General features: G+C 57.2%; 20 protein-coding genes. 10 read left to right on the top strand and 10 right to left on the bottom strand.

Annotated elements, in window-relative coordinates:
* Positions 1-236: 236 nt before the first annotated feature.
* Entirely contained in the window at positions 237-764 is a 528-nt protein-coding gene (gene ppa / locus WFM46_RS06320; protein ID WP_103178006.1) for an inorganic diphosphatase, read from the top strand.
* A gap of 146 nt (positions 765-910) precedes the next feature.
* Here ppa and WFM46_RS06325 read toward each other — a convergent pair whose 3' ends face one another.
* From WFM46_RS06325 to tamA, 3 genes are read right to left on the bottom strand one after another with little or no spacing between them, the layout of a single operon-like run.
* The gene (locus WFM46_RS06325; RefSeq protein WP_039028479.1) at positions 911-1,255 is read right to left on the bottom strand and encodes a gamma-glutamylcyclotransferase family protein; all 345 of its coding nucleotides are present in this window, start codon (positions 1,253-1,255) and stop codon (positions 911-913) included.
* Positions 1,256-1,257: 2 nt separating this feature from the next.
* Complete coding sequence (tamB, locus tag WFM46_RS06330; protein ID WP_336997263.1) at positions 1,258-5,034, bottom strand: autotransporter assembly complex protein TamB; 3,777 nt, start codon at positions 5,032-5,034, stop codon at positions 1,258-1,260.
* The gene (gene tamA, locus WFM46_RS06335; protein WP_336997264.1) at positions 5,031-6,764 is read right to left on the bottom strand and encodes an autotransporter assembly complex protein TamA; all 1,734 of its coding nucleotides are present in this window, start codon (positions 6,762-6,764) and stop codon (positions 5,031-5,033) included. Before tamA ends, tamB begins: the two co-directional genes overlap by 4 nt.
* A 223-nt stretch (positions 6,765-6,987) precedes the next feature.
* On the opposite strand from tamA, the gene msrA reads away from it, so the two are divergent.
* Both msrA and WFM46_RS06345 read left to right on the top strand, forming a co-directional pair.
* Positions 6,988-7,629, top strand: a complete 642-nt coding sequence (gene msrA / locus WFM46_RS06340) for a peptide-methionine (S)-S-oxide reductase MsrA (protein WP_103178003.1) — start codon at positions 6,988-6,990, stop codon at positions 7,627-7,629.
* 188 nt (positions 7,630-7,817) lie between these two features.
* On the top strand, positions 7,818-9,155 hold the full coding sequence (locus WFM46_RS06345) for a hemolysin family protein (RefSeq protein WP_103178002.1): 1,338 nt from the start codon (positions 7,818-7,820) through the stop codon (positions 9,153-9,155).
* A gap of 58 nt (positions 9,156-9,213) precedes the next feature.
* Here WFM46_RS06345 and WFM46_RS06350 read toward each other — a convergent pair whose 3' ends face one another.
* Positions 9,214-9,420: a DUF1107 domain-containing protein gene (locus WFM46_RS06350; protein WP_032616223.1), complete on the bottom strand. Its 207-nt coding sequence runs from the start codon at positions 9,418-9,420 to the stop codon at positions 9,214-9,216.
* Between the two features lie 329 nt (positions 9,421-9,749).
* Between WFM46_RS06350 and WFM46_RS06355 the strand changes: the two genes are divergently transcribed.
* Positions 9,750-10,307, top strand: coding sequence for a YtfJ family protein (locus WFM46_RS06355; RefSeq protein ID WP_103178001.1), 558 nt, complete (start codon positions 9,750-9,752; stop codon positions 10,305-10,307).
* Here the strand turns inward: WFM46_RS06355 and cysQ are convergent.
* A complete protein-coding gene (gene cysQ, locus WFM46_RS06360) occupies positions 10,301-11,041 on the bottom strand; it encodes a 3'(2'),5'-bisphosphate nucleotidase CysQ (RefSeq protein ID WP_103178000.1) in 741 nt (246 codons plus the stop codon). The genes WFM46_RS06355 and cysQ overlap by 7 nt on opposite strands.
* A gap of 191 nt (positions 11,042-11,232) precedes the next feature.
* Between cysQ and WFM46_RS06365 the strand changes: the two genes are divergently transcribed.
* Positions 11,233-13,176 carry a bifunctional 2',3'-cyclic-nucleotide 2'-phosphodiesterase/3'-nucleotidase gene (locus WFM46_RS06365; RefSeq protein WP_336997265.1) on the top strand — a complete coding sequence of 648 codons (1,944 nt, stop codon included), beginning with the start codon at positions 11,233-11,235 and terminating at the stop codon, positions 13,174-13,176.
* A gap of 119 nt (positions 13,177-13,295) precedes the next feature.
* On the opposite strand, the gene WFM46_RS06370 is transcribed toward WFM46_RS06365, so the two are convergent.
* Positions 13,296-13,676 carry a winged helix-turn-helix transcriptional regulator gene (locus WFM46_RS06370; RefSeq protein WP_201304753.1) on the bottom strand — a complete coding sequence of 127 codons (381 nt, stop codon included), beginning with the start codon at positions 13,674-13,676 and terminating at the stop codon, positions 13,296-13,298.
* Between the two features lie 89 nt (positions 13,677-13,765).
* On the opposite strand from WFM46_RS06370, the gene WFM46_RS06375 reads away from it, so the two are divergent.
* From WFM46_RS06375 to WFM46_RS06385, 3 genes are all read left to right on the top strand, one after another.
* On the top strand, positions 13,766-14,614 hold the full coding sequence (locus WFM46_RS06375; RefSeq protein WP_103177997.1) for an SDR family oxidoreductase: 849 nt from the start codon (positions 13,766-13,768) through the stop codon (positions 14,612-14,614).
* Between the two features lie 81 nt (positions 14,615-14,695).
* On the top strand, positions 14,696-15,520 hold the full coding sequence (locus WFM46_RS06380; protein WP_103177996.1) for an AraC family transcriptional regulator: 825 nt from the start codon (positions 14,696-14,698) through the stop codon (positions 15,518-15,520).
* Between the two features lie 75 nt (positions 15,521-15,595).
* Positions 15,596-16,561: a DMT family transporter gene (locus tag WFM46_RS06385; protein ID WP_336997266.1), complete on the top strand. Its 966-nt coding sequence runs from the start codon at positions 15,596-15,598 to the stop codon at positions 16,559-16,561.
* 86 nt (positions 16,562-16,647) lie between these two features.
* Here the strand turns inward: WFM46_RS06385 and WFM46_RS06390 are convergent, their stop codons facing one another.
* The gene (locus WFM46_RS06390; protein ID WP_159340445.1) at positions 16,648-18,297 is read right to left on the bottom strand and encodes a methyl-accepting chemotaxis protein; all 1,650 of its coding nucleotides are present in this window, start codon (positions 18,295-18,297) and stop codon (positions 16,648-16,650) included.
* A gap of 243 nt (positions 18,298-18,540) precedes the next feature.
* Here WFM46_RS06390 and ytfE point away from each other — a divergent pair, with 243 nt between their 5' ends.
* Positions 18,541-19,203, top strand: a complete 663-nt coding sequence (ytfE, locus tag WFM46_RS06395) for an iron-sulfur cluster repair protein YtfE (RefSeq protein WP_180210219.1) — start codon at positions 18,541-18,543, stop codon at positions 19,201-19,203.
* Positions 19,204-19,293: 90 nt separating this feature from the next.
* On the opposite strand, the gene cycA is transcribed toward ytfE, so the two are convergent.
* Positions 19,294-20,703, bottom strand: a complete 1,410-nt coding sequence (gene cycA, locus WFM46_RS06400) for a D-serine/D-alanine/glycine transporter (RefSeq protein ID WP_336997267.1) — start codon at positions 20,701-20,703, stop codon at positions 19,294-19,296.
* A gap of 308 nt (positions 20,704-21,011) precedes the next feature.
* Positions 21,012-21,632 carry an FKBP-type peptidyl-prolyl cis-trans isomerase gene (gene fklB / locus WFM46_RS06405; RefSeq protein ID WP_168191996.1) on the bottom strand — a complete coding sequence of 207 codons (621 nt, stop codon included), beginning with the start codon at positions 21,630-21,632 and terminating at the stop codon, positions 21,012-21,014.
* 231 nt (positions 21,633-21,863) lie between these two features.
* Here fklB and WFM46_RS06410 point away from each other — a divergent pair, with 231 nt between their 5' ends.
* The gene (locus tag WFM46_RS06410; RefSeq protein WP_114316074.1) at positions 21,864-22,505 is read left to right on the top strand and encodes an OapA family protein; all 642 of its coding nucleotides are present in this window, start codon (positions 21,864-21,866) and stop codon (positions 22,503-22,505) included.
* Positions 22,506-22,528: 23 nt separating this feature from the next.
* Here the strand turns inward: WFM46_RS06410 and WFM46_RS06415 are convergent, their stop codons facing one another.
* Positions 22,529-23,470 carry a DMT family transporter gene (locus WFM46_RS06415; RefSeq protein WP_336997268.1) on the bottom strand — a complete coding sequence of 314 codons (942 nt, stop codon included), beginning with the start codon at positions 23,468-23,470 and terminating at the stop codon, positions 22,529-22,531.
* Between the last annotated feature and the right edge of the window lie 100 nt (positions 23,471-23,570).

Genomic DNA, 23,570 nt, shown 5'->3' on the forward strand with positions numbered 1-23,570 from the left:
TGTAACGGAGTGTGTTACATCACACTTCAGAAAAGTGAATAAAACGTTAATCACAACTTTGTAATCGCTTTCACTGAGCCATTAAAAAAGCGGCTGAGTTTATGGATTATCTTGTCATGAGAAAGTGCTGATAATGGTTTTCAGGAACAGGGATCGGCGAAAACAGGCGGAGACATTCCGCGCCAGTTGGCTATAATACTCGCCACTTGATTACCAATCATTTAAAGGACACAGACATGAGCTTACTCAACGTCCCAGCGGGTAAAGAACTGCCGGAAGACATCTACGTAGTTATCGAAATCCCGGCGAACGCTGATCCTATCAAATACGAAATCGACAAAGACACCGGCGCACTGTTCGTTGACCGTTTCATGTCTACCGCGATGTTCTATCCGTGCAACTACGGTTACATCAACCACACCCTCTCTCTGGACGGTGATCCGGTAGACGTGCTGGTCCCAACGCCATACCCTCTGCAGCCGGGCTCCGTGATCCGCTGCCGTCCAGTTGGTGTGCTGAAAATGACCGACGAAGCGGGTGAAGATGCGAAGCTGGTTGCGGTACCGCACACCAAGCTGAGCAAAGAGTACGATCACATTAAAGATGTGAACGACCTGCCAGAGCTGCTGAAAGCGCAGATCGCCCACTTCTTCGAGCACTACAAAGATCTCGAGAAAGGCAAATGGGTGAAAGTGGAAGGCTGGGACAACGCAGAAGCCGCGAAAGCGGAAATCGTTGCCTCCTTCGAACGCGCTAAGAAGTAATGCTTAACGTGTGAAAAAAAGCCCCGACTTGTCGGGGCTTTTTTTATCTGTGCGGTCTGTTGCCGGGTGGCGGCGACGCCTTACCCGGCCTACAAAATCTGTGCGGCCTGAAAAAACAACGCCACCCGAAGGTGGCGTTATTCATATCAGTACTGGTCACGGTCTAACCAGTTACCGCTTTCAATCAGCGTCAGACCTTCCACCGAACGTTGGTACACGTACATCCATGCACTGCCGTAGGGTGTCTGGATTAACCGGCGAGCGTATTCCCCGCCTTTGGTGCGCAAGGCATCAAGTTCGGCCAGCGTGGCATTATCAATACGATAAACCTCACCCTGTACTGCTCCTTCTCCCGGAACGGCGCCTGGATAGTGGCCCAGGCTGTACAGCTGGTAGTTCTCGATACTGTAATCCCCCAGCAACTGGGCGTTAGTCATCCAGTGGCTGTTGCCTTGCTTGGTTCTTAAACTGCCGTAGACAAATATTCGCATTGCTAAAACTCAAACTGATAGAGCAGATCGAGTGCCTGGTCTACGCCAGACACCGCTTCCAGATATAGCTTAGGCATCAGGCGATAGCGTAACGTGAGAGTTGCTAATGAGTCAAAGATCCCCACACCATATTTCACCTGCAGACCCGGCAGTACATAGCCGCTGACCACCACCTGAGAGGAGTCGCCGACCCCCTGGGTGTCCAGCGCCAGATTGCTTACGCTAAACGTCTCGCCGATTTTACCCACAACCTGACCACTTTGTGCAACCCCCAGACCGACTAACATTGAGGTCATCGCCGCGCTGTCGCTCTGATTGCTGTCCAGCCCCTGCCCGCGCAGCAGGTATGAGAGCGCTTCCTGCTGGGACATGGCCGGGTCAGAGAAAATTTCCGCTTTCGGTTCGTCCGCGGTGCCTGTTACGCGCACCCCGGCGATCACATCATTTTCGGTGGCCTCCGGATTACGGATCGCTTCGATATTCAGCAGCGGCTGATCCGGCGGGCCGGAGAAGAGCAGTTCGCCTTTACGCACCATCAAATCCTGGCCGTAGGCGTGGAAGCGCCCTTCCGGAATGTTGATCTGCCCGTTCAGGCCCAGCCCCTGTTTATCCTGCGCGACTTTCAGATCGCCGGTCAGTCTGGCCTTCAGCCCAAACGCATCCAGGCGCACGTTGTTACCCACGTGTACGATCAGGTTGCTGTTGATCGGGATAGAGGCGCTCTGTGGCTCCTCCGGCTGGAGATTGTTGTTGAGCATGACCTCATCGCTGGAGACGCCCACCGCGCTTTCCGGCAGTTCATGCACCACGATACGGGCCCACGGTACATCGACGCGGCCATCAAGGGTGAAGAGCTGCGGCGTGGCCTCAAAGACCACATCCGGCGAGACGTCTAAACGCACCATCGGCGGCACGGTGATCCGCACCTTGCTGCCTTTGGCCGCCACCCGGGCGCGCCAGTTATCGAGCTGGCTCCAGTCGGCATCGCCGCTGAGGTTGATCTGCCCCTGCTGGGTACGCACGGTGCCCGTAAGCGTCGAACTCATGCCGTTAAAGTTCATCGCCAGCTGGCTCGGCAGCATATCGAACGGCATAAAGTTGCCGTCGATATCTACCCCGTTCAGCTGCATCTGGCCGAACAGCTGCGGGCTCTGGGCGCTGCCCGCCAGCCGCAGGTTGGCATTCAGCATACCTGCCGCCTTCTCGCCGCGGGAGAAAATGGCATTCGCCATCGCCAGGTTAAGATTGCGAATGTTGACGTTGCCGCCCAGGTTGCGCCGTCCTTGCGGATCGGTCACCTGGATCTGGCCGTCCAGCTGCCCGTTGTTGGTGAGGCGGATCAGCCAGCCCAGCTCGGCGCGGTTGTTATGCAGATCGGCGGTGAGATTGAGGGTGCTGAAGGCCAGCGGCAGCGGCGCATCGTTCACCACCTGCGTCACCTTCACGTTACGCCCGGCGAGCGTGACGTTGCCCTCCGGCAGCCCCGGTTTGGTGGTATCCCAGGAGACATCCGCCTTGCCGCTGAACACGCCGCTTGCTTGCGTAGTGTCCGGCATGAACGGCTTGAGCATCGCCAGATCGAAGCGGTTAAGGTTGACCACCGCCCGCCCTTCGGCGCCTGCGTCAATGGTCTGCGGCACGCACAGTTCGGCATTCGGGTTGGTCCAGCAGTGCGGCCCGATGCTGATCTTCTGCTCCGCGTTGCGGTAATCCAGGGCAATAGCGCGCGATAGCGACCACGGTCCCACCGGGGTGGCGAAGCGGGTGTTATCCAGGGTGCCTTTCCAGCGGGTCTCCTGGCGGTCAAAGCTGCCCGCCAGGTGCAGCTGGCCGGAGACCGGTTCACCCTGAATGCGCAGCTGGAGGTCATGCTGTTTCTCGCTACCTTTGGCTTCAAGAGTGACCTGGTTGAGGTTGAGGCCCGGCTGCGAGATACGATCGACGCGCAGGTTCAGGTGCCCGGCGATCTGATCGGTGGATTTCACGTCGCCATCTACCCGCACCCGGGCGATGGTAAGATCCTGCCAGCGCAGGCCGTTGGCGGTGATATCCGCCAGCAGCTGCGGGGCTTCTACCGTGCCGCGCACCTTCAGCAGCCCTTTCGCGGTTCCGCCCAGCCCTGGCAGGGCATTATCCAGGTTCGGCGCGTCGATAGTGGCATCCAGATCGAGATCTTTCACCCCCAGCTCGCCCTTAATATCGGCGGTGTTGCGCCCCAGCGCGACGTGCAGGCCCGGGATGACCCACTGCAGGTAGCTGTTGCCCTTCAGCGAGCCGTTCACATCCACTTTGTTCTGCTTCACGTTGCCGGTGATTTTCAGCTCCGGCACCGCCATCTGCCAGCTACCGCCGTAGAGACTGCCGCGGGTTTTAATCAGCCCGTCGAGCTTCGAGGGCCAGTCCGGCACCTCTTTGGCAGTGTTGATCCCGGTGAGCTTCAGCTCCCCGCGCCAGCTGATCGCCTTCTGCCAGTCGAGCAGCGCCGTCAGCTCGGTTTTGCCCTCCAGCGCGGCCACCGTCAGCTTGTCGAGGTTGATCTGCTGTTCGTTGCCCTTCGCATCCAGGGTGATGCCGGCAGGCGGCAGCCCCTCCCCTTTCACCGCGGTGCGGAACGACAGGGTGTAGTCGGTCATTTTGCCGGTGAGCTTCAGCTTCACGTCATCGGCCTGGTACTGCTTCTCGCCGGTAAACGGCCAGTAGAGCTGCTCACTCACCACCTCAAGGTTGAGCGGCAGGCCCGCCTCTGCAAGCCGGGTCTGGCCGCGCAGCACCATATCTACCGGGCCGGAGAGGTTGACGCCAAACTCCAGCTGTTCGCGCATGGCGCCGCCCACCTTCAGCTTCACCTTCTCGCCTTTAATCGGGTCGATGTTCAGGGTGCTGTTGAGGGTGATATCCACCGGCCAGTTATCCCGCAACAGGGCGTTGCCGGTGGCGTTGACGCTGCCCTGGTTGGTGTCGATATCCAGCGCGTCGAGCTTCATGTTGCCGTCGATGCTGCTCACTTTCAGCAGCATGTTGAAGACCGTCAGATCGGTATCGCCGGTGAGGCGCAGCTGCTCGCCCTTAAACTCTTCAATATTAAGGTTCAGCGGCAGGTGAACGTCGGTCATCTCCGGCAGGACCGGTTTCGAGAAGAGATCCTTCAGGGTTTCGCCCAGCGGCTTCTCTTCCGGCTGCGGGTTCTGAATTTTAGGCTCGACAATCTCTTCCTGGGCCACCTCCGCCACTTTCGGCAGGGCAATCAGCAGCCCTTGCAGAGAAGTCGGGGTCAGGGTCAGGTTTTTCTCCTGCCAGCGCAGGCCGGAGGTGAAATCCATCACCGACACGGTGGTGTCGTCGATTTTGACGTTGATGTTATTCAGCGCCACCCGGTTAAGCGATATCGGGTATGGCGTGGAGAGATCCAGCGGCCCGCTCTCCTCTTCGGCAACGGGCTCCGATTGCTCCATTTTTTTGGAATCTATCGTCACGAAGAGATCTTTTAACGACAGATCGTTAATGCACAGGCTGCTGTCGCGCAGGCAGCTGAGCTTCACCGCCAGATGCAGATCCCCGGCGTTGACCGCCACGCCCGACTGGTCGTAGCGAACGTTTTTCAGATGTAAGTCGCGCCAGCCGCCGGTGACCTGGCCAATCTCCAACCCCGGCACCCAGCGGTCTGCCGCCTTAAACAGCAGATGCAGCCCGCTGGTGGTGCCCACCAGAAAGGCCACCGCAGCCAGCAGCAGCAGGATAAACAGCAACACGCCGAGGCTGATTTTCTTCCATAAACTCATAATTCAGGCCCCAGACCGATGTAAAACTGTAAACCGTGTTCATCTTTATCGCCTACCGGCACGGCGAAATCGAGCTTGATCGGCCCAACCGGTGACTCCCAGCGCACCCCGACGCCTGCGCCGGTTTTAAAGTCGCTGCGGCGGATATCGCTTACTGCTTCTCCGCTGTCGATAAAGGTCGCGCCCCACCATTTTCCGGTGACGTTGTACTGATACTCCAGCGAGCCGGTAGCCAGCTTCGAGGCCCCGATCAGCTTGCCGTCGTCATCTTTTGGCGCGATGGATTTGTATTTGTAGCCACGAATGCTGCGATCGCCCCCGGCGAAGAAGCGCAGATCCGGCGGCACTTTTTCAAAGTCGCCGGTTTCAATCCAGCCCAGGTTGCCACGCACCACAAAGCGATGGCGGTCATAAAAGGTGCGGATCCAGACGTTTTGCGCCTGTACCACGGAGAAATCCACATCCGAGCCCCAGGCGGTATTGGAGTAGTCTATCGAATAGCGCTGGGAATCCCCCCAGTCCGGCATCAGGCCGCCGCGGGAACGGGTCCGGCTGATCATCACCCCCGGATAGAGCAGCATGGTGGTGTTGGTGACATTGGCCTGGGTAAAGTGGTCGAGGCTCCAGCGCAGGTTGATGGCGCGCTGCCAGCCGCTGGAGAGATCCCAGTAGCGCGACACGGCGAGGGTCGTAGAATCCGCTTCGGTGTCGTTCAGATCGGTGCGCTTAAAGCCGCCCTGCACCAGGTAATATTGCTCAAGCGGATTTTTCAGCAGCGGCATTTTATAGCTGAAATCGAGCTGTTGCTCCGGAGCGGAGAGGCTGACGTTGCTGGTCAGGCTGTGGCCGTAGGAGTTCATCCACGGCTTTTTCCACGTCGCTTTTACGCGCGGGCCGACGTCGGTGGAGTAGCCCACCCCGGTCTCAATGGTGTTCTCGGTGCGTGGCGATACCACGCCGTGCAGCGGCAGCACTTTGGTCTGTCGCGCTTTATCAAACTCCGGTGCCACCACCACGGAGTTAAACCAGCCGGTGGCTGACAGACGGCGGTTAAGCTCGGCCAGATCTTTCGACTGATAATAGTCGCCCTCTTTAAAGGGGATCAGATTCTGCAAATACTCATCACGGATCTGCGACCCTTCGAAGGTGACATCGCCAAAGCGGTAGCGTTCCCCGCTGTCATAGTCGATGTCCCAGAACGCCTGATGCCGATCGAGGGCGATGCCGAGCTGACTTTTATTGAACTGGCTGTCAAAGTAGCCTTTGCGCAGCGCCACCTTCGTCAGATCTTTTTTGAAGCCGTCATAGTCGCTGTGATTGAGCACGGTGCCATTCTTTGGCCGCGTGTTCAGCAGTTCAAGGTAGTCCTGGTCGGTGCGCGCGCCGCCGCGCAGCACCACGTCCGTGCCGCCGATGAGTACAGGAACCCCTGGCTTGACGCGGGCAATCAACACCTGCCGCCCTTTGGCCGGAGGTGGACGCAGCTCGAAGTCGATGGTCGGCTCATAGTAGCCGAGCGCTTTTAAACCGCCGCGGATGGCATCGTCCACGCGGGCGCGAAAGCGACGATCGGGCGTCACTTCGTCGCTCTCAATAGTGGAGAGCTGCGCGCGTACGTTTTTTTCCAGCGCCCCGGATAGCCCCTCAACCTGTAAACGAACGTTCGCCGCGCTGGTGACTCCGCTTGTCAGCAAGAGACTGGCTAAACATAACTGGCGGATTTTTGGCACGTTTTCTCCTGAATATCCTTGTTTCCACCCCTGGAAGCATATGAAGTGCCGCTCCGCAGCAAATCACGGCAAAGGCCCAAAACCCAATACGCGGGTTGAAAAATGGTTAAACACCCTAATATTTCTTATGTTTAAATCTAGACTCATTCACCGCATTTATTGTGTTCAATTAAACGCGTCGTGACAACCTTAACCCAAACATCACCCACCCGGAGGCCACACCGTGAGTTTATTCGATAAAAAGCACCTGGTTGCTCAGGCGGACGCATTACCGGGACGTAACACCCCTATGCCTGTCGCCACTCTCCATGCCGTTAACGGCCACTCCATGACTAACGTCCCGGAGGGGATGGAAATTGCCCTGTTCGCGATGGGCTGTTTCTGGGGCGTGGAGCGCCTCTTCTGGCAACTGCCGGGCGTCTACAGCACCGCGGCAGGCTATACCGGGGGCTATACCCCGAACCCAACCTACCGCGAAGTCTGCTCCGGGCAGACCGGTCACGCCGAAGCGGTACGGGTAGTATATGATCCGAACGTCGTCAGCTACGAACAGCTGCTGCAGGTATTCTGGGAAAACCACGATCCTGCGCAGGGTATGCGTCAGGGCAATGACCACGGTACCCAGTACCGCTCGGCGATCTATCCGCTCACGCCGGAACAGGATGCCGCCGCCCGCGACAGTCTGGCGCGCTTCCAGCAGGCGATGCACGCCGCCGGCGACGATCGCCCGGTGACGACCGAAATCACCAACGCCTTACCGTTCTATTATGCGGAAGACGACCACCAGCAGTATCTGCATAAAAATCCGTACGGCTACTGCGGTATCGGTGGCATTGGTGTCTGCCTGCCGCCTCAGCTGGCATAACAGTAAGCCGGTTTTGCCTGTTGACGAGCAAAACCGGCTCAAAAAGCGATCTCTGGCGACTTTACAGCCGTTTACGCTATACTACCCCTCGAAATAACCGGCCTACCGCTTCGGACCGGTGTTCAAAATATCTACACACCTGTATGACCAACTTCCCTCCGAGGATCTGGCGAGAAGCCGGATAAGATATGTTAAACAGTATTTTAGTAATACTTTGTCTCATCGCTGTCAGTGCATTTTTCTCTATTTCAGAAATCTCTCTGGCCGCATCCCGTAAAATTAAACTTAAACTGCTCGCCGATGATGGCGATCTCAATGCCCAACGCGTCCTGAAAATGCAGGAAAACCCGGGGATGTTCTTTACCGTGGTGCAAATCGGCCTCAATGCGGTCGCCATTCTTGGCGGTATTGTGGGTGATGCTGCATTCTCGCCCGCATTCCATAGCGTTTTCTCCCGATACTTCTCCCCTGAGCTTTCCGAGCAGCTGAGCTTCATTCTCTCCTTCTCACTGGTGACTGGCCTGTTCATTCTGTTTGCCGATTTGACCCCGAAACGCATCGGTATGATTGCGCCAGAAGCTGTGGCTTTGCGCATCATCAACCCGATGCGCTTCTGTCTCTTCGTGTTCCGCCCGCTGGTGTGGTTCTTTAACGGCCTGGCCAATACCATTTTCCGTCTGTTTAAGCTGCCGATGGTGCGTAAAGATGACATCACCTCTGACGACGTCTACGCGGTATTTGAAGCTGGCGCGCTGGCGGGGGTGCTGCGTAAGCAGGAGCATGAGCTGATCGAGAACGTGTTTGAGCTGGAGTCCCGTACCGTGCCGTCCTCCATGACCGGGCGTGAGAACGTGATCTGGTTCGATCTGCACGAAGATGAGCAGAGCCTGAAGAAAAAGGTGGCGGAACATCCGCACTCCAAGTTCCTGGTCTGTAATGAAGATATCGATCACATCATCGGTTATGTCGACTCCAAAGACCTGCTGAACCGCGTGCTGGCGAACCAGAGCCTGACGCTGAACAGCGGGGTGCAGATCCGCAATACCCTGATTGTCCCGGACACCCTGACGCTCTCCGAAGCGCTGGAAAGCTTCAAAACCGCCGGGGAAGACTTTGCGGTGATCATGAACGAATACGCGCTGGTGGTGGGGATCATCACCCTGAATGATGTCATGACCACCCTGATGGGCGATCTGGTGGGCCAGGGTCTGGAAGAGCAGATTGTGGCGCGCGATGAGAACTCATGGCTGGTGGACGGCGGTACGCCTATCGACGACGTGATGCGCGTGCTGGACATCGACGAGTTCCCGCAGTCGGGCAACTACGAGACCATTGGCGGCTTTATGATGTTTATGCTGCGTAAAATCCCGAAACGCACCGACTCGGTGAAGTTCTCGGGATATAAGTTCGAGGTGGTGGATATCGACAACTACCGCATCGACCAGCTGCTGGTGACGCGCATCGACAACAAACCGACGGTGCTGGTGCCAAAAATGCCGGATGCTGAAGAGAACGCCTCGGCCTAAACCAGAAACATCAACGGCTCCCATCGGGAGCCGTTTCTTTTACTGCATAGCACGTTGGTTAAGCCATCTCAGTTTGCAGACGCATAACCTGACGGTTGACTTCGGACATCACAGAAAAGTGCTGTTTATCCTTCACTTTTGGGACAAGGATTTTGCCCTTATCAAACTCAAAAGCGCCAACGTCCTTGATATACAACCGTCCACGGAACAGGATTTTTACGTATTTAGCTACCTGAAGCGGATTGTAGCGTTGAAAAATTTTCATTCTATTATCTCCTGCGAATCATACGCTCTTGCGGCACCACAATCGGGCCGACCCTCTGGAGCGCAAATTTTGTTGCCCAATGACTATAGACGAGAAAAATGGTGATACCCAGTCTGCATAAGTTTATTTACCTTTTGATGACAAATAATCAGAATATTCTTTGCAATCGTAACTTTTGGGCAGTATAAGCCATCGTTTTTGTGCAGATATGTGCGTTCCCCCTCACTCTGGCACCGGGATTGCGGGTAAAGCGCCGCGATCGCACTTATGATTAAAACATCAGACCAAGTGGTCGGATCACCTGCTAATAAAACAAAAAGGAAAACACCATGACCATACGTAACATCCTGGCAACTGCCTGCCTGATGCTGCCACTGATGGCTTCCGCACATAATTTTGAGAAGGGACAACGAGTGCCACCGGTGGGCATTGCCGACCGGGGAGAATTGATCCTCGACAATAATGAGTTTAGCTACAAAACCTGGAATAGCGCGCAGCTTCCTGGCAAAGTGCGAGTGGTGCTACATATTGCCGGTCGCACTTCGGCAAAAGAGAAAAACGCAACCCTGATTGAAGCGATCAAGTCGGCACATTTACCAAAAGATACTTATCAGACCACTACCATAGTGAATACCGATGATGCGATACCGGGTTCCGGCATGTTCGTGCGCAGCAGCCTGGAGAGCAATAAAAAGCTCTACCCATGGTCACAGTTCATCGTCGACAGTAACGGCGCGGCGCGCGGCGCCTGGCAGCTGGAAGAAGAGAGCTCAGCCGCCGTCGTGCTGGACAAGCAAGGTAAAGTGCAGTGGGCGAAAGATGGGGCGCTGACCCAGGAGGAGGTGCAGCAGGTGGTCGCCCTGCTGCATAAGTTGGTCGGTCAGTAAAGCGAGACCCGGAAGCCTGGATTAAGGAAAGATTCCCGCGGGGTATAGTCGAGCGGCTTGCCCTGCCAGTCGTGAACATGGGCGCCCGCGGCGGCGGCAACGGCATGGCCTGCCGCCGTATCCCAGACGTTGGTTGGCCCAAAGCGGGGATAGAGCTGCGCCTGCCCTTCTGCCACCAGGCAGAACTTCAGCGATGACCCGATCGACGTTGTCTGGTGCTCGCCCAGCTGATGTAGATACTCCTCAAGTTCGTTATCCGAGTGAGAGCGGCTGATCACCACCAGCGGTGGCCGGGCGTCACGCACCTGGATCGGGTTGCGCACCCCGCACTCCTCTTTCCACGCTTTGCCTTCGGCGGCGCTGTACATCACCTTCAGCACCGGGGCGTAGACTACCCCCAGCACCGCTTTGCCTTTATCAATCAGGGCAATATTTACCGTAAATTCACCGTTACGCTTGAGGAACTCTTTGGTGCCGTCCAGCGGATCAACCAGCCAGTAACGCTGCCAGTGCTGGCGCTCCTCCCAGGGCTGGGGATCTTCTTCGGAAAGCACAGGGATATCGGGCGTTAACGCCTGCAAGCCTTTCAGGATCACGCCGTGCGCCGCAAGATCGGCTGCGGTCACCGGGGAGTCGTCGATTTTACGGATCGTATCCATCGGGATCTTACCATCGTAGACCTGCATAATGGCCTCGCCCGCTTCCCGTGCGAGCTGACAAATTTTATCTAACATTCTCCACCTCTTTGTTATCACAGTGGGTATAACTCTTTGTTTTATTTATATCGCATTGTGAATAAATCCGCTATCTGTGAAGCAATTCCGGTTTCAGGGCCCTTTTTTCTGGCAGGATTCACAATTCTGTAAGCAAAAAAATATAGATACATATTCTTTTGTGGCCTGGATCGAATAAAAGGACTCCTCTGATGATTAAGTTTAGCGCAACGCTCCTGGCGACGCTGATTGCGGCGAGCGTACAGGCAGCGACGGTTGATCTCCGCATTCTGGAAACCACCGACCTGCACAGCAATATGATGGACTTCGACTACTACAAAGACGCCCCGACGGAAAAATTTGGTCTGGTGCGTACCGCAAGCCTGATTAACGCAGCCCGTAGCGAAGTGAAAAACAGCGTCCTGGTCGATAACGGGGACTTAATTCAGGGTAGTCCTCTTGGCGATTACATGGCGGCGAAAGGTCTGAAAAAGGGCGATGTGCATCCGGTCTACAAGGCGCTAAATACCCTGGATTACGCGGTGGGTAACCTGGGTAACCATGAGTTTAACTACGGGCTGGACTATCTGCATATGGCGCTTTCAGGGGCCAAATTCCCGTACGTTAACGCCAATATCATCGACGTTAAGACCCAGAAGCCGCTCTTTACCCCTTACCTGATCAAAGAGACCACCGTAGTCGATCAGGACGGGAAACCGCAGACCCTGAAGATCGGCTATATCGGCTTTGTCCCGCCGCAGATCATGACCTGGGATAAGGCCAACCTGAGCGGCAAAGTGACGGTTAATGACATCACCGAAACCGCCCGCAAGTATGTGCCGGAGATGCGCGAAAAAGGCGCCGATCTGGTGGTGGTAGTAGCCCACTCGGGGCTCTCTGCCGACCCATACCAGGCGATGGCGGAAAACTCGGTCTACTACCTCAGCGAAGTGAAAGGGGTGGACGCTATTCTCTTCGGCCACGCCCACGCGGTCTTCCCGGGTAAAGACTTCGCCAGCATTAAAGGGGAGGACATTGCCAAAGGTACCCTGAACGGCGTGCCCGCGGTGATGCCGGGCATGTGGGGGGATCACCTTGGGGTGGTCGATCTGGTGCTCAATAATGACGGCGGCAAATGGCAGGTCACCCAGTCGAAAGCCGAAGCGCGACCGATCTACGATCTGGCCGCTAAAAAAGCGCTGGTGGGCGAAGATAAAAATATCATCGAGGTGCTGAAGCACGATCACGACGCCACCCGCGAGTTTGTCAGCAAACCCATCGGCAAATCCGCCGACAACATGTACAGCTACCTGGCGCTGGTGCAGGACGATCCTACCGTGCAGGTGGTGAATATGGCGCAGAAAGCCTACGTGGAGCGCTATATTCAGGGCGATCCCGATCTGGCGAAACTGCCGGTCCTCTCCGCTGCGGCGCCGTTTAAAGTGGGTGGTCGCAAGAACGATCCGGCCAGCTATGTTGAAGTTGAAAAAGGCCAACTGACCTTCCGGAACGCCGCCGATCTCTATCTCTATCCGAACACACTGGTGGTGGTCAAAGCCACGGGCCAGGAGGTGAAGGAGTGGCTGGAGTGTTCCGCGGGCCAGTTTAACCAGATCGACCCGACCAGCACCAAACCGCAGTCGCTGATTAACTGGGACGGTTTCCGCACCTATAACTTCGATGTGATCGACGGGGTGGAGTACCAGATTGATGTCTCCCAGCCGGCGAAATATGACGGCGAGTGCCAGGTGGTGAATGCCCAGGCCGAACGCATTAAAAACCTGACCTTTAACGGCAAGCCAATTGATCCGAAAGCGACCTTCCTGGTGGCGACCAACAACTACCGCGCCTACGGCGGTAAGTTTGCCGGGACCGGCGACAGCCATATCGCCTTCGCCTCACCGGATGAGAACCGTTCGGTGCTGGCAACGTGGATTGGCGAGCAGTCGAAGAAGAGCGGCGAAATCCATCCGGCAGCGGATAACAACTGGCGTCTGGCCCCTGTTCACAGCGATGTGAAGCTGGATATCCGCTTTGAGACCGCGCCAACGGAAAAAGCGGCGGCGTTTATCAAAGAGAAAGCGCAGTACCCGATGCAGCAGGTCGCGACCGATGAGATTGGATTTGCGATTTATCAGTTAGATTTAAGCAGGTAAAAGCACGTTGCCGTTTCCCAGGCCGGGTAAGGCGCAGCCGCCACCCGGCAAACAGACCGCACAATGCCCGGTGGCGCTGCGCTTGCCGGGCCTACAACACTCGTAGCCGCCACCCGGCATCAGGCCGCACGTTCATCCCGGTGACTCATCACCTGGGGCAAATTCAGCTCGATCCAGTCGGCCAGCGCCGCCACCTTCTCACTCACCTCTTCCCCCAGCAGGGTCAGGCTGTACTCCACGTGCGGGGGCACTACCGGATACGACACACGATTGACAAAGCCATCCTGCTCCAGCGCCTGTAGCGACTGGGCCAGCATCTTCTCGCTCACCCCGCCCATCTTGCGCCGCAGATCGCTAAAGCGATGTGTTCCCTGACGCAACGCCACCAGAATCAGCACGCCCCAGCGGCTGGTCACATGCTTGAGCACATCCCGGGAAGGGCACTGCTCGGCAAAGAGATTGCCGTCGCGCATTTGCTCGCTTAGGGTTGGGTTTGCCATGAGATACTTACCTTTTTGTACGTACTTACTAAAAGTTAGTTTGAGTGATAGTGTGCCACAACATTCACCCGAGACGAAGGATATTCATCATGATCGCGATTACAGGCGCTACCGGCCAGCTTGGCCAACGCGTTATTGAACAGCTGCTGAAAACCGTTCCGGCGAGCCAGCTGGTCGCCATTGTACGTAACCCGGCGAAGGCTGAGGCGCTGAGTCAGCAGGGCGTGACCGTGCGTCAGGCCGATTATACCGACCAGGCTGCCTTCACCGCCGCACTCGCGGGCGTGGATAAACTGCTCCTGATCTCCTCCAGCGAAGTGGGCCAGCGTGCGCCGCAGCACCAGAACGTCATTAACGCGGCGAAGGCGGCGGGCGTGAAATTTATCGCCTACACCAGCCTGCTGCATGCCGACACCTCCCCGCTGGGCCTGCATGTGGAGCACGTCGCCACCGAAAAAGCGCTGGCCGAATCGGGCATTCCTTACGCTCTGCTGCGTAACGGCTGGTACACCGAAAACTACCTCGCCAGCGCCCCGCCTGCGCTGGAACACGGCGTGTTTATTGGTGCTGCCGGTGAAGGCAAAATCGCCTCCGCCACCCGCGCCGACTATGCCGCCGCTGCGGCCCGCGTTATCAGCGAAGAGGGTCATGCCGGTAAAGTTTATGAGCTGGCAGGCGACCAGGCGTGGACATTAAGCGAGCTTGCTGCCGAGCTGAGCCGCCAGAGCGGTAAAAACGTGGTCTATCAGAACCTGAGCGAAGCGGATTTTGCCGCCGCGCTGAAGGGAGTGGGTCTGCCGGCGGGTCTGGCGGAGATGCTGGCCGACTCCGATGTTGGTGCCTCGAAAGGCGGTCTGTTTGATGACAGCCGCACCCTGAGCGCCCTGCTGGGCCGCCCGACCACCACGCTTGCGGAGAGCGTGAAGCATATCCTGTAATTGTTAAAACATGGTTAATTAGTGTGGCATCCCTGCGGGTCATCTCTGATAATGAGACTCTGACCCGCGAGGAGGCTCACCGTGCAAGGCGTACCTGAACAGTTTTTCGATGAGAGAGACAGCGCGCGCTTTCGCCATCTGGCGCAGGTGCCGGGCGTGGAGCTGTATCACGCCCACATCTCCCGCTACGCCTTTGAACCCCACACTCACGAGGCCTTCGGTATCGGCGCCATTGAAGCCGGTGCCGAACGCTTCCGCTATCGCGGCACGCAGTACGTCGCCCCCGTCCACTCCGTCGTCACCATGAATCCCGACGAGCTGCACACCGGCGAGGCCGAAACCGCCGACGGCTGGCGCTACCGGATGATCTATCTCGAACCGGACCTGCTGGAGGAGGTGACAGGCATCCGCCACTGGTGGTTCAGCGACGTCACCCGCCACGATCCCCGCCGTTCGCAGCAGATCTGTCAGCTGATCTACGGTCTGTGGCACACCGACGATCCGCTGGCGCAAAAGGGCCTGCTGCTGGATCTGATTGATACCTTCCAGCCGCTGGCGCGTCATGCGCCGGTCGCAAAAGAAGGGGCGCATCGCTTCGAGCGCGTGCGCGACTATCTCCATGACAACTATATGCACTCCCTGACCCTCGATGAGCTGGCGCAGGTGGTGTCGCTCAGCCCGTACCATTTCCAGCGCCAGTTCAAAGCCCATTTTCACGTCACACCGCATCAGATGCTGATGGCGATCCGCCTGTGGCGCGCCAAAGCCTTTCTCACCCAGGGACTCCCGGCGGCAGAGGTGGCCGCCGCGACGGGCCTGACCGATCAGTCGCACCTGACCCGGGCCTTTACCCGTCGCTATGGCATTACCCCGGTGCGCTACCAGAAACAGGTAACGCAGCGCTAATGCGCAATCTCATACAATACCGCCCTCTGTTGCCTTTCTACACTGCCAGCAGGTTCAGAGCAGAGGAAGGGAAAAATGATTAGCGGCGTGTTGTATGCCCTGCTTGCAGGGTTAATGTGGGGGCTGATTTTTGTCGGGCCGCTGATCGTCCCGGAATACCCGGCGGCGCTACAGTCGATGGGACGCTATCTGGCGCTGGGGCTGATCGCCCTGCCGATCGCCTGGCTCGGCCGGGCGCGGTTACGCCAGCTGAAAGGCCGGGACTGGCTCACCGCCCTGTCTCTGACGATGATGGGCAACCTGATCTATTACGTCTGCCTGGCAAGCGCGATCCAGCGTACCGGGGCCCCGGTGTCGACCATGATCATCGGCACGCTGCCGGTGGTGATCCCGGTGTTCGCCAACCTGCTCTACAGCCAGCGCGATGGTAAGCTGGCGTGGTCAAAGATGCTCCCGGGGCTGTTTGCCATTGCGCTGGGGCTGGTGTGCGTGAATATCGCCGAGCTGCGTCACGGCGTGGCCGGAGGCAGTGGCTGGCGCTATGTTTCGGGGATCCTGCTGGCGTCGGTGTCGGTGGTCTGCTGGGCATGGTACGCCCTGCGTAACGCCCGCTGGCTGCGGGAAAACCCCGACAAACATCCGATGATGTGGGCCACCGCCCAGGCGTTGGTGACACTGCCGGTCTCGTTACTGGGCTACCTTGCCGCCTGCGCATGGCTGAACGTGCAGCAGCCGGACTTTGCCCTGCCGCTGGGGCCACGGCCATGGGTCTTTCTCGGTCTGATGCTGGCGATTGCCGTCTGCTGCTCATGGGTGGGCGCCCTGTGCTGGAACGTCGCCAGCCAGAAATTACCGACGGTGATCTTAGGGCCGCTGATTGTCTTCGAAACCCTGGCCGGTCTGCTCTATACCTTCCTGATGCGCCAGAGCCTGCCGCCGCTGTTAACCGGCACGGGAATTGTGTTGCTGGTGGTGGGGGTGGTGATTGCGGTAAAAGCAAAGCCGGAAAAAATTTCGGTCGTTCCGGCTTCGGAGCTGTAATTATTGCCCGGCGGCGCTGCGCTTGCCGGGCCTACAAAGTCATGCGTTCCGTAGGCCGGGTAAGCGTTAGCGCCACCCGGCCTCTGTCAGAAGGTTTCCCAGTTTGCGTCGGTCGTCGCCTGTACCGGTTTGGCTTTTGCAGCATAGGTTTTCACCGGCGCAGCCTTAGCCACCGGGCCCTTCGCAATCTTAAATACCGCCACCGCCTCGTTCAGGCGTGCCGCCTGCTCTTCCAGCGCTGCCGCTGCCGCCGCAGACTCCTCCACCAGCGAGGCGTTCTGTTGGGTCACGCGATCCATCTCGGCCACCGCCTGGCCGACCTGATCGATACCCCGGCTTTGCTCATCAGAGGCGGACGCAATTTCGCCCATGATGTCGGTGACGCGGGTTACGGCGCTGACGATCTCCGCCATCGTCTCCCCGGCCTCATTCACCAGCGCGGAACCGGCGCTGACCCGGGCACCCGAGTCGTCAATCAGCCCTTTGATCTCTTTCGCCGCCTGGGCGCTGCGCTGGGCCAGAGTGCGAACTTCCCCTGCCACCACCGCAAATCCGCGTCCCTGCTCCCCGGCACGCGCCGCTTCTACCGCCGCATTCAGCGCCAGGATGTTGGTCTGGAAGGCGATGCCGTCAATCACGTTGGTGATCTGGGCGATTTTGCTGGAACTGTTGGCGATCTCGTCCATGGTGCGCACCACCCCTTCCACCACGTTTCCGCCTTTTTTGGCGGTGCTTGAGGCATCCAGCGCCAGGCGTGACGCCTGACGGGCATTATCGGCGTTCTGCTTCACGGTGGCGGTCAGCTGTTCCATGCTGGCGGCGGTCTCTTCCAGCGAGGCCGCCTGCTGCTCGGTACGGGAAGAGAGATCGTTGCTGCCTGCGGAGATTTCACCCGCGCCGGTATAAATGGTGTCGGAGCCCTCACGCACCACACCTACGGTGTTCGCCAGCGCCTTCTGCATCTCGTGAACGTTATAGGCCAGCACCGCCATTTCGTTTTTGCCCTGAACGTCAACAGGCTGCGTCAGGTCGCCCGCGGCGATAGCGCGAATATGATCGATGACCTCCTGCAGCGGCAGCAGCAGCACACGGCGCATGGCGATCCAACTGGAGACAATCACGGCGATCACCAGAAGCATCATCCCGGAAAGGATCCACAGGATGCGTTTGTAGTCGCTCTCGTTATCTTCAATGCCTTTATCGGTAAGGGCTGCCTGCGCCTGGCGCCATTCACGATAGACTTTCTGCATTGCGGTCTGCTTCTGCTCGGCGTTCTGCTTAAACATATCTTCGAGGTTGCCCTGGGAGAGCAGAAGGTTCATCTGGGTCAGGGTGGCCGAGTAGATGCGGTACTGCTCTTCCAGCTGGCTGGAAAGTTTTTCATCCAGGCCCGGCGTTTCCGGCAGCGCGTAGTATTTGTCGTAATGGGACTGGGCGTCTGCCAGCAGATTTTTTGCCGTGTTGACCAGCTCGTTCAGCTGCCCGCCGTTGATCTGCGAAGCCATGCTGCTTTGCAGGCGCAGCATGCCGCGGTTGAGGGTGACGCGCGCCTGGTTAAGGCTGATCCAGGCGTCGGTGAACTCGGCCACATTCTGGCTGGAGACCTGGGAAACGGTGAAGTTCTCTTTGTCGTTATTAAGCGCGTTAATGAAAATGCCGGCGGAGATCAGTTGCATGATCCCGAGCGCCAGCAGCACCGAAATCAGAAGGGTTATCACTTTTATACGTTTAAACATGCGTTGCCTTTTTTATATGCAGGTATTGTCTGACCTGTATCTATCGGCAGGCGCAGCGGGTTGTTTACCGTCTCTGTGCCTTTAAAAAGTTTCTAAACCCGTTTTTTAAATCCATTCATAGAGTTAAATCGGCATTTTTTTGTGATCTGTATCGCTTTTTTACCCCTGCCTATAAAGGGTTATAGCTTCGCCTAAAAGATGCATTTAAAATACATCTTATCAAATAACGATGAGGTAACGACCATGGCCTTCCGCGACCAACCTTTAGGCGAGCTGGCGCTCTCCATCCCACGCGCTTCCGCGCTGTTTCGTAAATACGATATGGATTACTGCTGCGGCGGTAAGCAAACCCTGGCGCGTGCCGCGTCGCGTAAGGAACTGGATCTGGACCTCATCGAAGCAGAACTGGCGAAGCTGGCCGAGCAGCCGCTGGAAAAAGAGTGGCGCAGCGTGGCGCTGGCCGAAATCATCGATCACATCATCGTGCGCTTTCACGATCGCCACCGCGAACAGCTGCCGGAGCTGATCCTGCAGGCCACCAAAGTTGAGCGCGTCCATGCCGATAAAGCCTCTGTTCCGCGCGGCCTGGCGAAAAACCTGACCCTGCTGCATGAAGAGCTCTCCAGCCACATGATGAAAGAGGAGCAGATCCTGTTCCCGATGATCAAACAGGGAATGGGCAGCCAGGCGATGGGGCCGATCAGCGTGATGGAAAGCGAGCACGACGACGCCGGTGAACTGATTGAGGTGATCAAGCACATCACCCATAACGTGACCCCACCTGCGGATGCCTGCACCACCTGGCGCGCGATGTATAACGGCATTAACGAGATGATCGACGATCTGATGGAGCACATCAGTCTGGAGAATAACGTCCTGTTCCCACGGGCGCTGGCCGGGGAATAAAAAAGCCCGGTAGCGTTAGCGCTTACCGGGCTTACAAAAGCAACGAACCGTAGGCCGGGTAAGGCGCAGCCGCCACCCGGCACAACACAATTAACGCATGCCAGCCATACGTTTCTTACCGATCAACAGCCAGCCCAGCCCCAGGGCGATAAACCACAGCGGCGTGACCATCAGCGCCTGACGGGTATCCTCTTCCAGCGTCAGCAGTACCAGCACAAACACGAAGAACGCCATGCAGACCCAGCACATCAGCTTACCCCACGGCATCTTATAGATGGATTTTTCATGCAGGTGCGGACGCTGTTTGCGGTACACCAGGTACGAGCAGAGGATGATGGTCCAGACGAACATGAACAGGATCGCCGAAACCGTGGTGATCATGGTGAAGGCGCCAATCACGCTTGGGTTCACGTAGAGCATCACCACGCCGCCCAGCAGACAGATACAGGAGAAGGTCAGCCCTTTCGCCGGTACCGCACGTTTAGAGAGCTTGGCGAACGCGCTCGGCGCCACCCCTTCCTGCGCCAGACCAAACAACATACGGCTGGTGGAGAAGACGCCGCTGTTGGCCGAAGAGGCCGCGGAGGTCAGCACCACGAAGTTAATCAGGCTTGCCGCCGCCGGTAAACCGACCAGCACAAACAGCTCAACGAACGGGCTCTTGCTGGGTACCACGGAGCTCCACGGCGTCACCGACATAATGACGATCAGCGCGAAGACATAGAACATGATGATACGCACGGGAATGGAGTTAATCGCCCGCGGCAGAGACTTCTCAGGATCTTTGGTTTCTGCGGCAGTGGTTCCCACCAGCTCAATCCCCACAAAGGCGAAGACCGCAATCTGGAAGCCGGCAAAGAATCCGCTCAACCCTTTCGGGAACCAGCCCCCGTCATTCCACAGATGGGTGAACGAGGCCTGCACGCCGCTCGGGGAGGTAAAGTGGGTCATGATCATCACCAGGCCGACCACAATCAGGCCGACAATGGCGACAATTTTGATCATCGCGAACCAGAACTCCATCTCACCGAACATTTTTACGGTGGCGAGGTTAAGGCTCAGCAGCAGAATGATGACCGCCAGCGAGGCCACCCAGTCCGACAGTCCCGGGAACCAGAACTGCGCGTAAGCCGTAATGGCGACGACGTCGGCCATCCCGGTCACCACCCAGCAGAACCAGTAGGTCCAGCCGGTGAAATAGCCCGCCCACGGCCCGAGAAGGTCGGAGGCAAAGTCGCTAAAGGATTTGTATTCGAGATTCGAGAGCAGCAGCTCGCCCATTGCCCGCATCACGAAAAAGAGCATAAAGCCGATGATCATATAGACAAAAATGATCGACGGCCCGGCAAGACTGATGGTTTTGCCTGACCCCATAAACAGCCCGGTACCGATAGCGCCGCCGATGGCGATAAGCTGAATATGACGGTTTGTGAGATTTCGCCGTAGCGATTGTTCAGACGGTGCCTCTTCGTCGGCAACGACTTTTGCCTGATCTACCATGTGATGTTTTCCTGTTGTTACTGCCTGTGTTGTTTAGGCTCTTCTGGCCCTTTATTACGTCGAAAAGCGATGCCCCGGTTAAGGACACATCGATATTAGGTAAGAATCGGCGGGATGAATACTTTGATTTAAATATTATGTTAACAATATGTTGAAATTGAGTGACATATCACTTAAGCCACGCAAGACAGCTCACAAAAATACACTTACTGTGACCTTTTGCAAGATAATCTGTTGATTGGGGCATAACTATAGGTTTTTTAACTAATTTCCCCTCCCCTGCCGGGGAGAGGAAGAGGAGAGGCCGCTTACAGGATTTCCAGCAGCTCAACTTCAAAGACCAGGGTGCTGAATGGCGGAATAGAGGCGCCAGCGCCACGCTCGCCGTAGGCCAGGTTCTGTGGGATAGTCAGCTCCCATTTAGAACCCACCGGCATCAGGGTCAGGGCTTCGATCCAGCCTGGGATCACGCCGTTTACCGGGAATTCTGCCGGTTCGCCGCGGGCAACAGAGCTGTCGAACACGGTGCCGTCAATCAGTTTACCGGTGTAGTGCACGCGAACGTGGTCGGTACGCGCCGGGATTGGACCTTCGCCCTGGGTGATAACGCGGAACTGCAGACCGGTTTCGGTGCTGTTCACGCCTTCACGCTCACGGTTCTCTTCAAGGAATTTCTCGCCTGCCGCAGCCATCTCTTCGAAACGGGCGCGACGCACAGCGTCTGCACGTTCGTGGATTTCACGCAGCGCGCGGTGAACCACATCTACCGGAACCGCTGGTTGTTTACCTTCCAGCGCATCGGCGATACCCGCCACCAGCGCTTCAGGTAACAGACCCTGCAGACCTGATTCGCTCAGCTGCTGTCCTACCTGCAAACCAATGCCGTAGCTTGCCTGCGCTTCGATTGTGTCAAAAGTCGGGGTGGTCATGGGATTTCCTTCCATCACATTTAAAGTAGCGGGCAGCATAACAGCCACCTTCCATCCGGTAAAACTTTGTCTTATGGAAAGATGACAAATTACGACGAAACGGAAACAATAGAGGCTATCTGGATTTTTCCCGAATGCGTGTCACGGAAGCTGGCTTTGTTACGCTCATCAGGCAGTTAGCAAACTATACTTCTCGGGACAGGAAAAAAGACGCGGAGCAGGAGGAGAGCCATGCCCGGGCCATTTGAACTAAAACCTACCCTGACGAAAATCTGGCATGCGCCAGATAACTTTCGCATCATGGACCCGCTGCCGCCGCTGCACCGCAGAGGCATTATTATCGGTGCGCTGATGGTCATTGTCGGTTTTCTGCTGCCAGGCGGCGCGGACGACAGCGCCACAGCGCCCGTGCGTCGTGATGCCGAACTGGATTTCCGTTCGCAGACGCAGCCGCAGCCAGATTCACAGCCGATGCAAACGCAGCTGGTGTCACCCTCTAACGATCCCGGCCAGGTCGCGCCTGTTGAGCCGGAGCCGATTCAGGAAGAGCAGCCCCAGGAGCAGGCCGCCGCGCCGGTGCAATCCCAGCAATCCCCTCCCGGTATTGAACAGCAGTGGCGTTCCTACCGTGTAGAGTCGGGCAAAACGATGGCGCAGCTGTTCCGCGATCACAACCTGCCGCCGACCGACGTCTATGCCATGGCGCAGGTTGAGGGGCCAGGCAAGCCGCTGAGCAACCTGCAAAACGGCCAGATGGTGCAGATTCGCCAGAATGCGAGCGGCGTGGTGACAGGGCTGACCATTGACAGCGGCAACGGCCAGCAGGTGCTGTTTACCCGTCAGTCTGACGGCAGCTTCATCCGCGCCAGATAGCGCTTCGCCCGGTGGCGTAACGCTTACCGGGCCTCTTTTCCACTGACTTTATTCACCCACCAGATCCCAGAGCAGACCAGCACCAGCGCCACGACATATTTGATCTCCAGGATATTTTCACCGAGGAAAATGGCCGAGAGGACGGTTCCGGCCACCGGCACTAAGAAGTTGAACGGGGCGATCATACTGACGCGGTTGTGTTTCAGCAGCAAACTCCACAGTGCAAACGCCACCGAGGAGAGCAGAGTCAGGTAGCCCAGGATGGCCGCCGCTTTGACGCTGGGAACGGCCAGCGTTCCGCCGGTGATATAGCCGCCTGCCACCAGCATCACACCACCTATCGCCAGCTGCCAGCCGGTCATCACCATCGGATCCACCGTCTGCGAGATGCGTTTGCCGTACAGCGTGGCGGCAGAGAGGATAAACGCCGCCAGCACCACAAAACCATCCCCGTTCCAGACGAAGTGGAAGTCCTGCAAGCCGCTGTTAAAGTTCACGATCATCACCCCGGCAAACCCGAGGATACAACCGAGGGCTTTGTTGTAGCTGATCCTGTCGTTCTGATAGATAAAGTGCGCCAGCATGACGCTGAAGAAGGTGGCGGTCGCGTTCATGATCGACCCTTTGGCGCCCGTTGTGTATGCCAGACCGATATAAAAGAACGTGTACTGGATCGTGGTCTGCGTCAGGCCCAGTATCGTCAGTTGCCCGAACTGGCGCGGGCTGAGCCGACCAATCGGCTTGCGCTGGGCCAAAGCGAGCAGCAGCAATAGCAGGCCAGCAAAAACAAAGCGATAACCCGAAAAGACCACTTTTGATGGAATGTCGTTGGTGGCGATATGAAAGAGTTCGTAGCCACTCTTGATCGCGGGATAGGAGCTACCCCATAGCAGACAGCACAGCGTAGCGCTGGCAAACACGATGTTTTTACGGGAGAAAAGCGGTGCAGGCAGAGCGGTATCCATGACAAATCCCAAAGATAAAATAGCGTTTCATTTTATTATCAGGGAATGCGTAAGGAATAGCCACCATACAAGTCACAAAGAAGGTAACAGGAGGCGTTAA

The organism is Leclercia sp. M50 (genome assembly GCF_037150775.1).
Lineage (GTDB): Bacteria > Pseudomonadota > Gammaproteobacteria > Enterobacterales > Enterobacteriaceae > Enterobacter.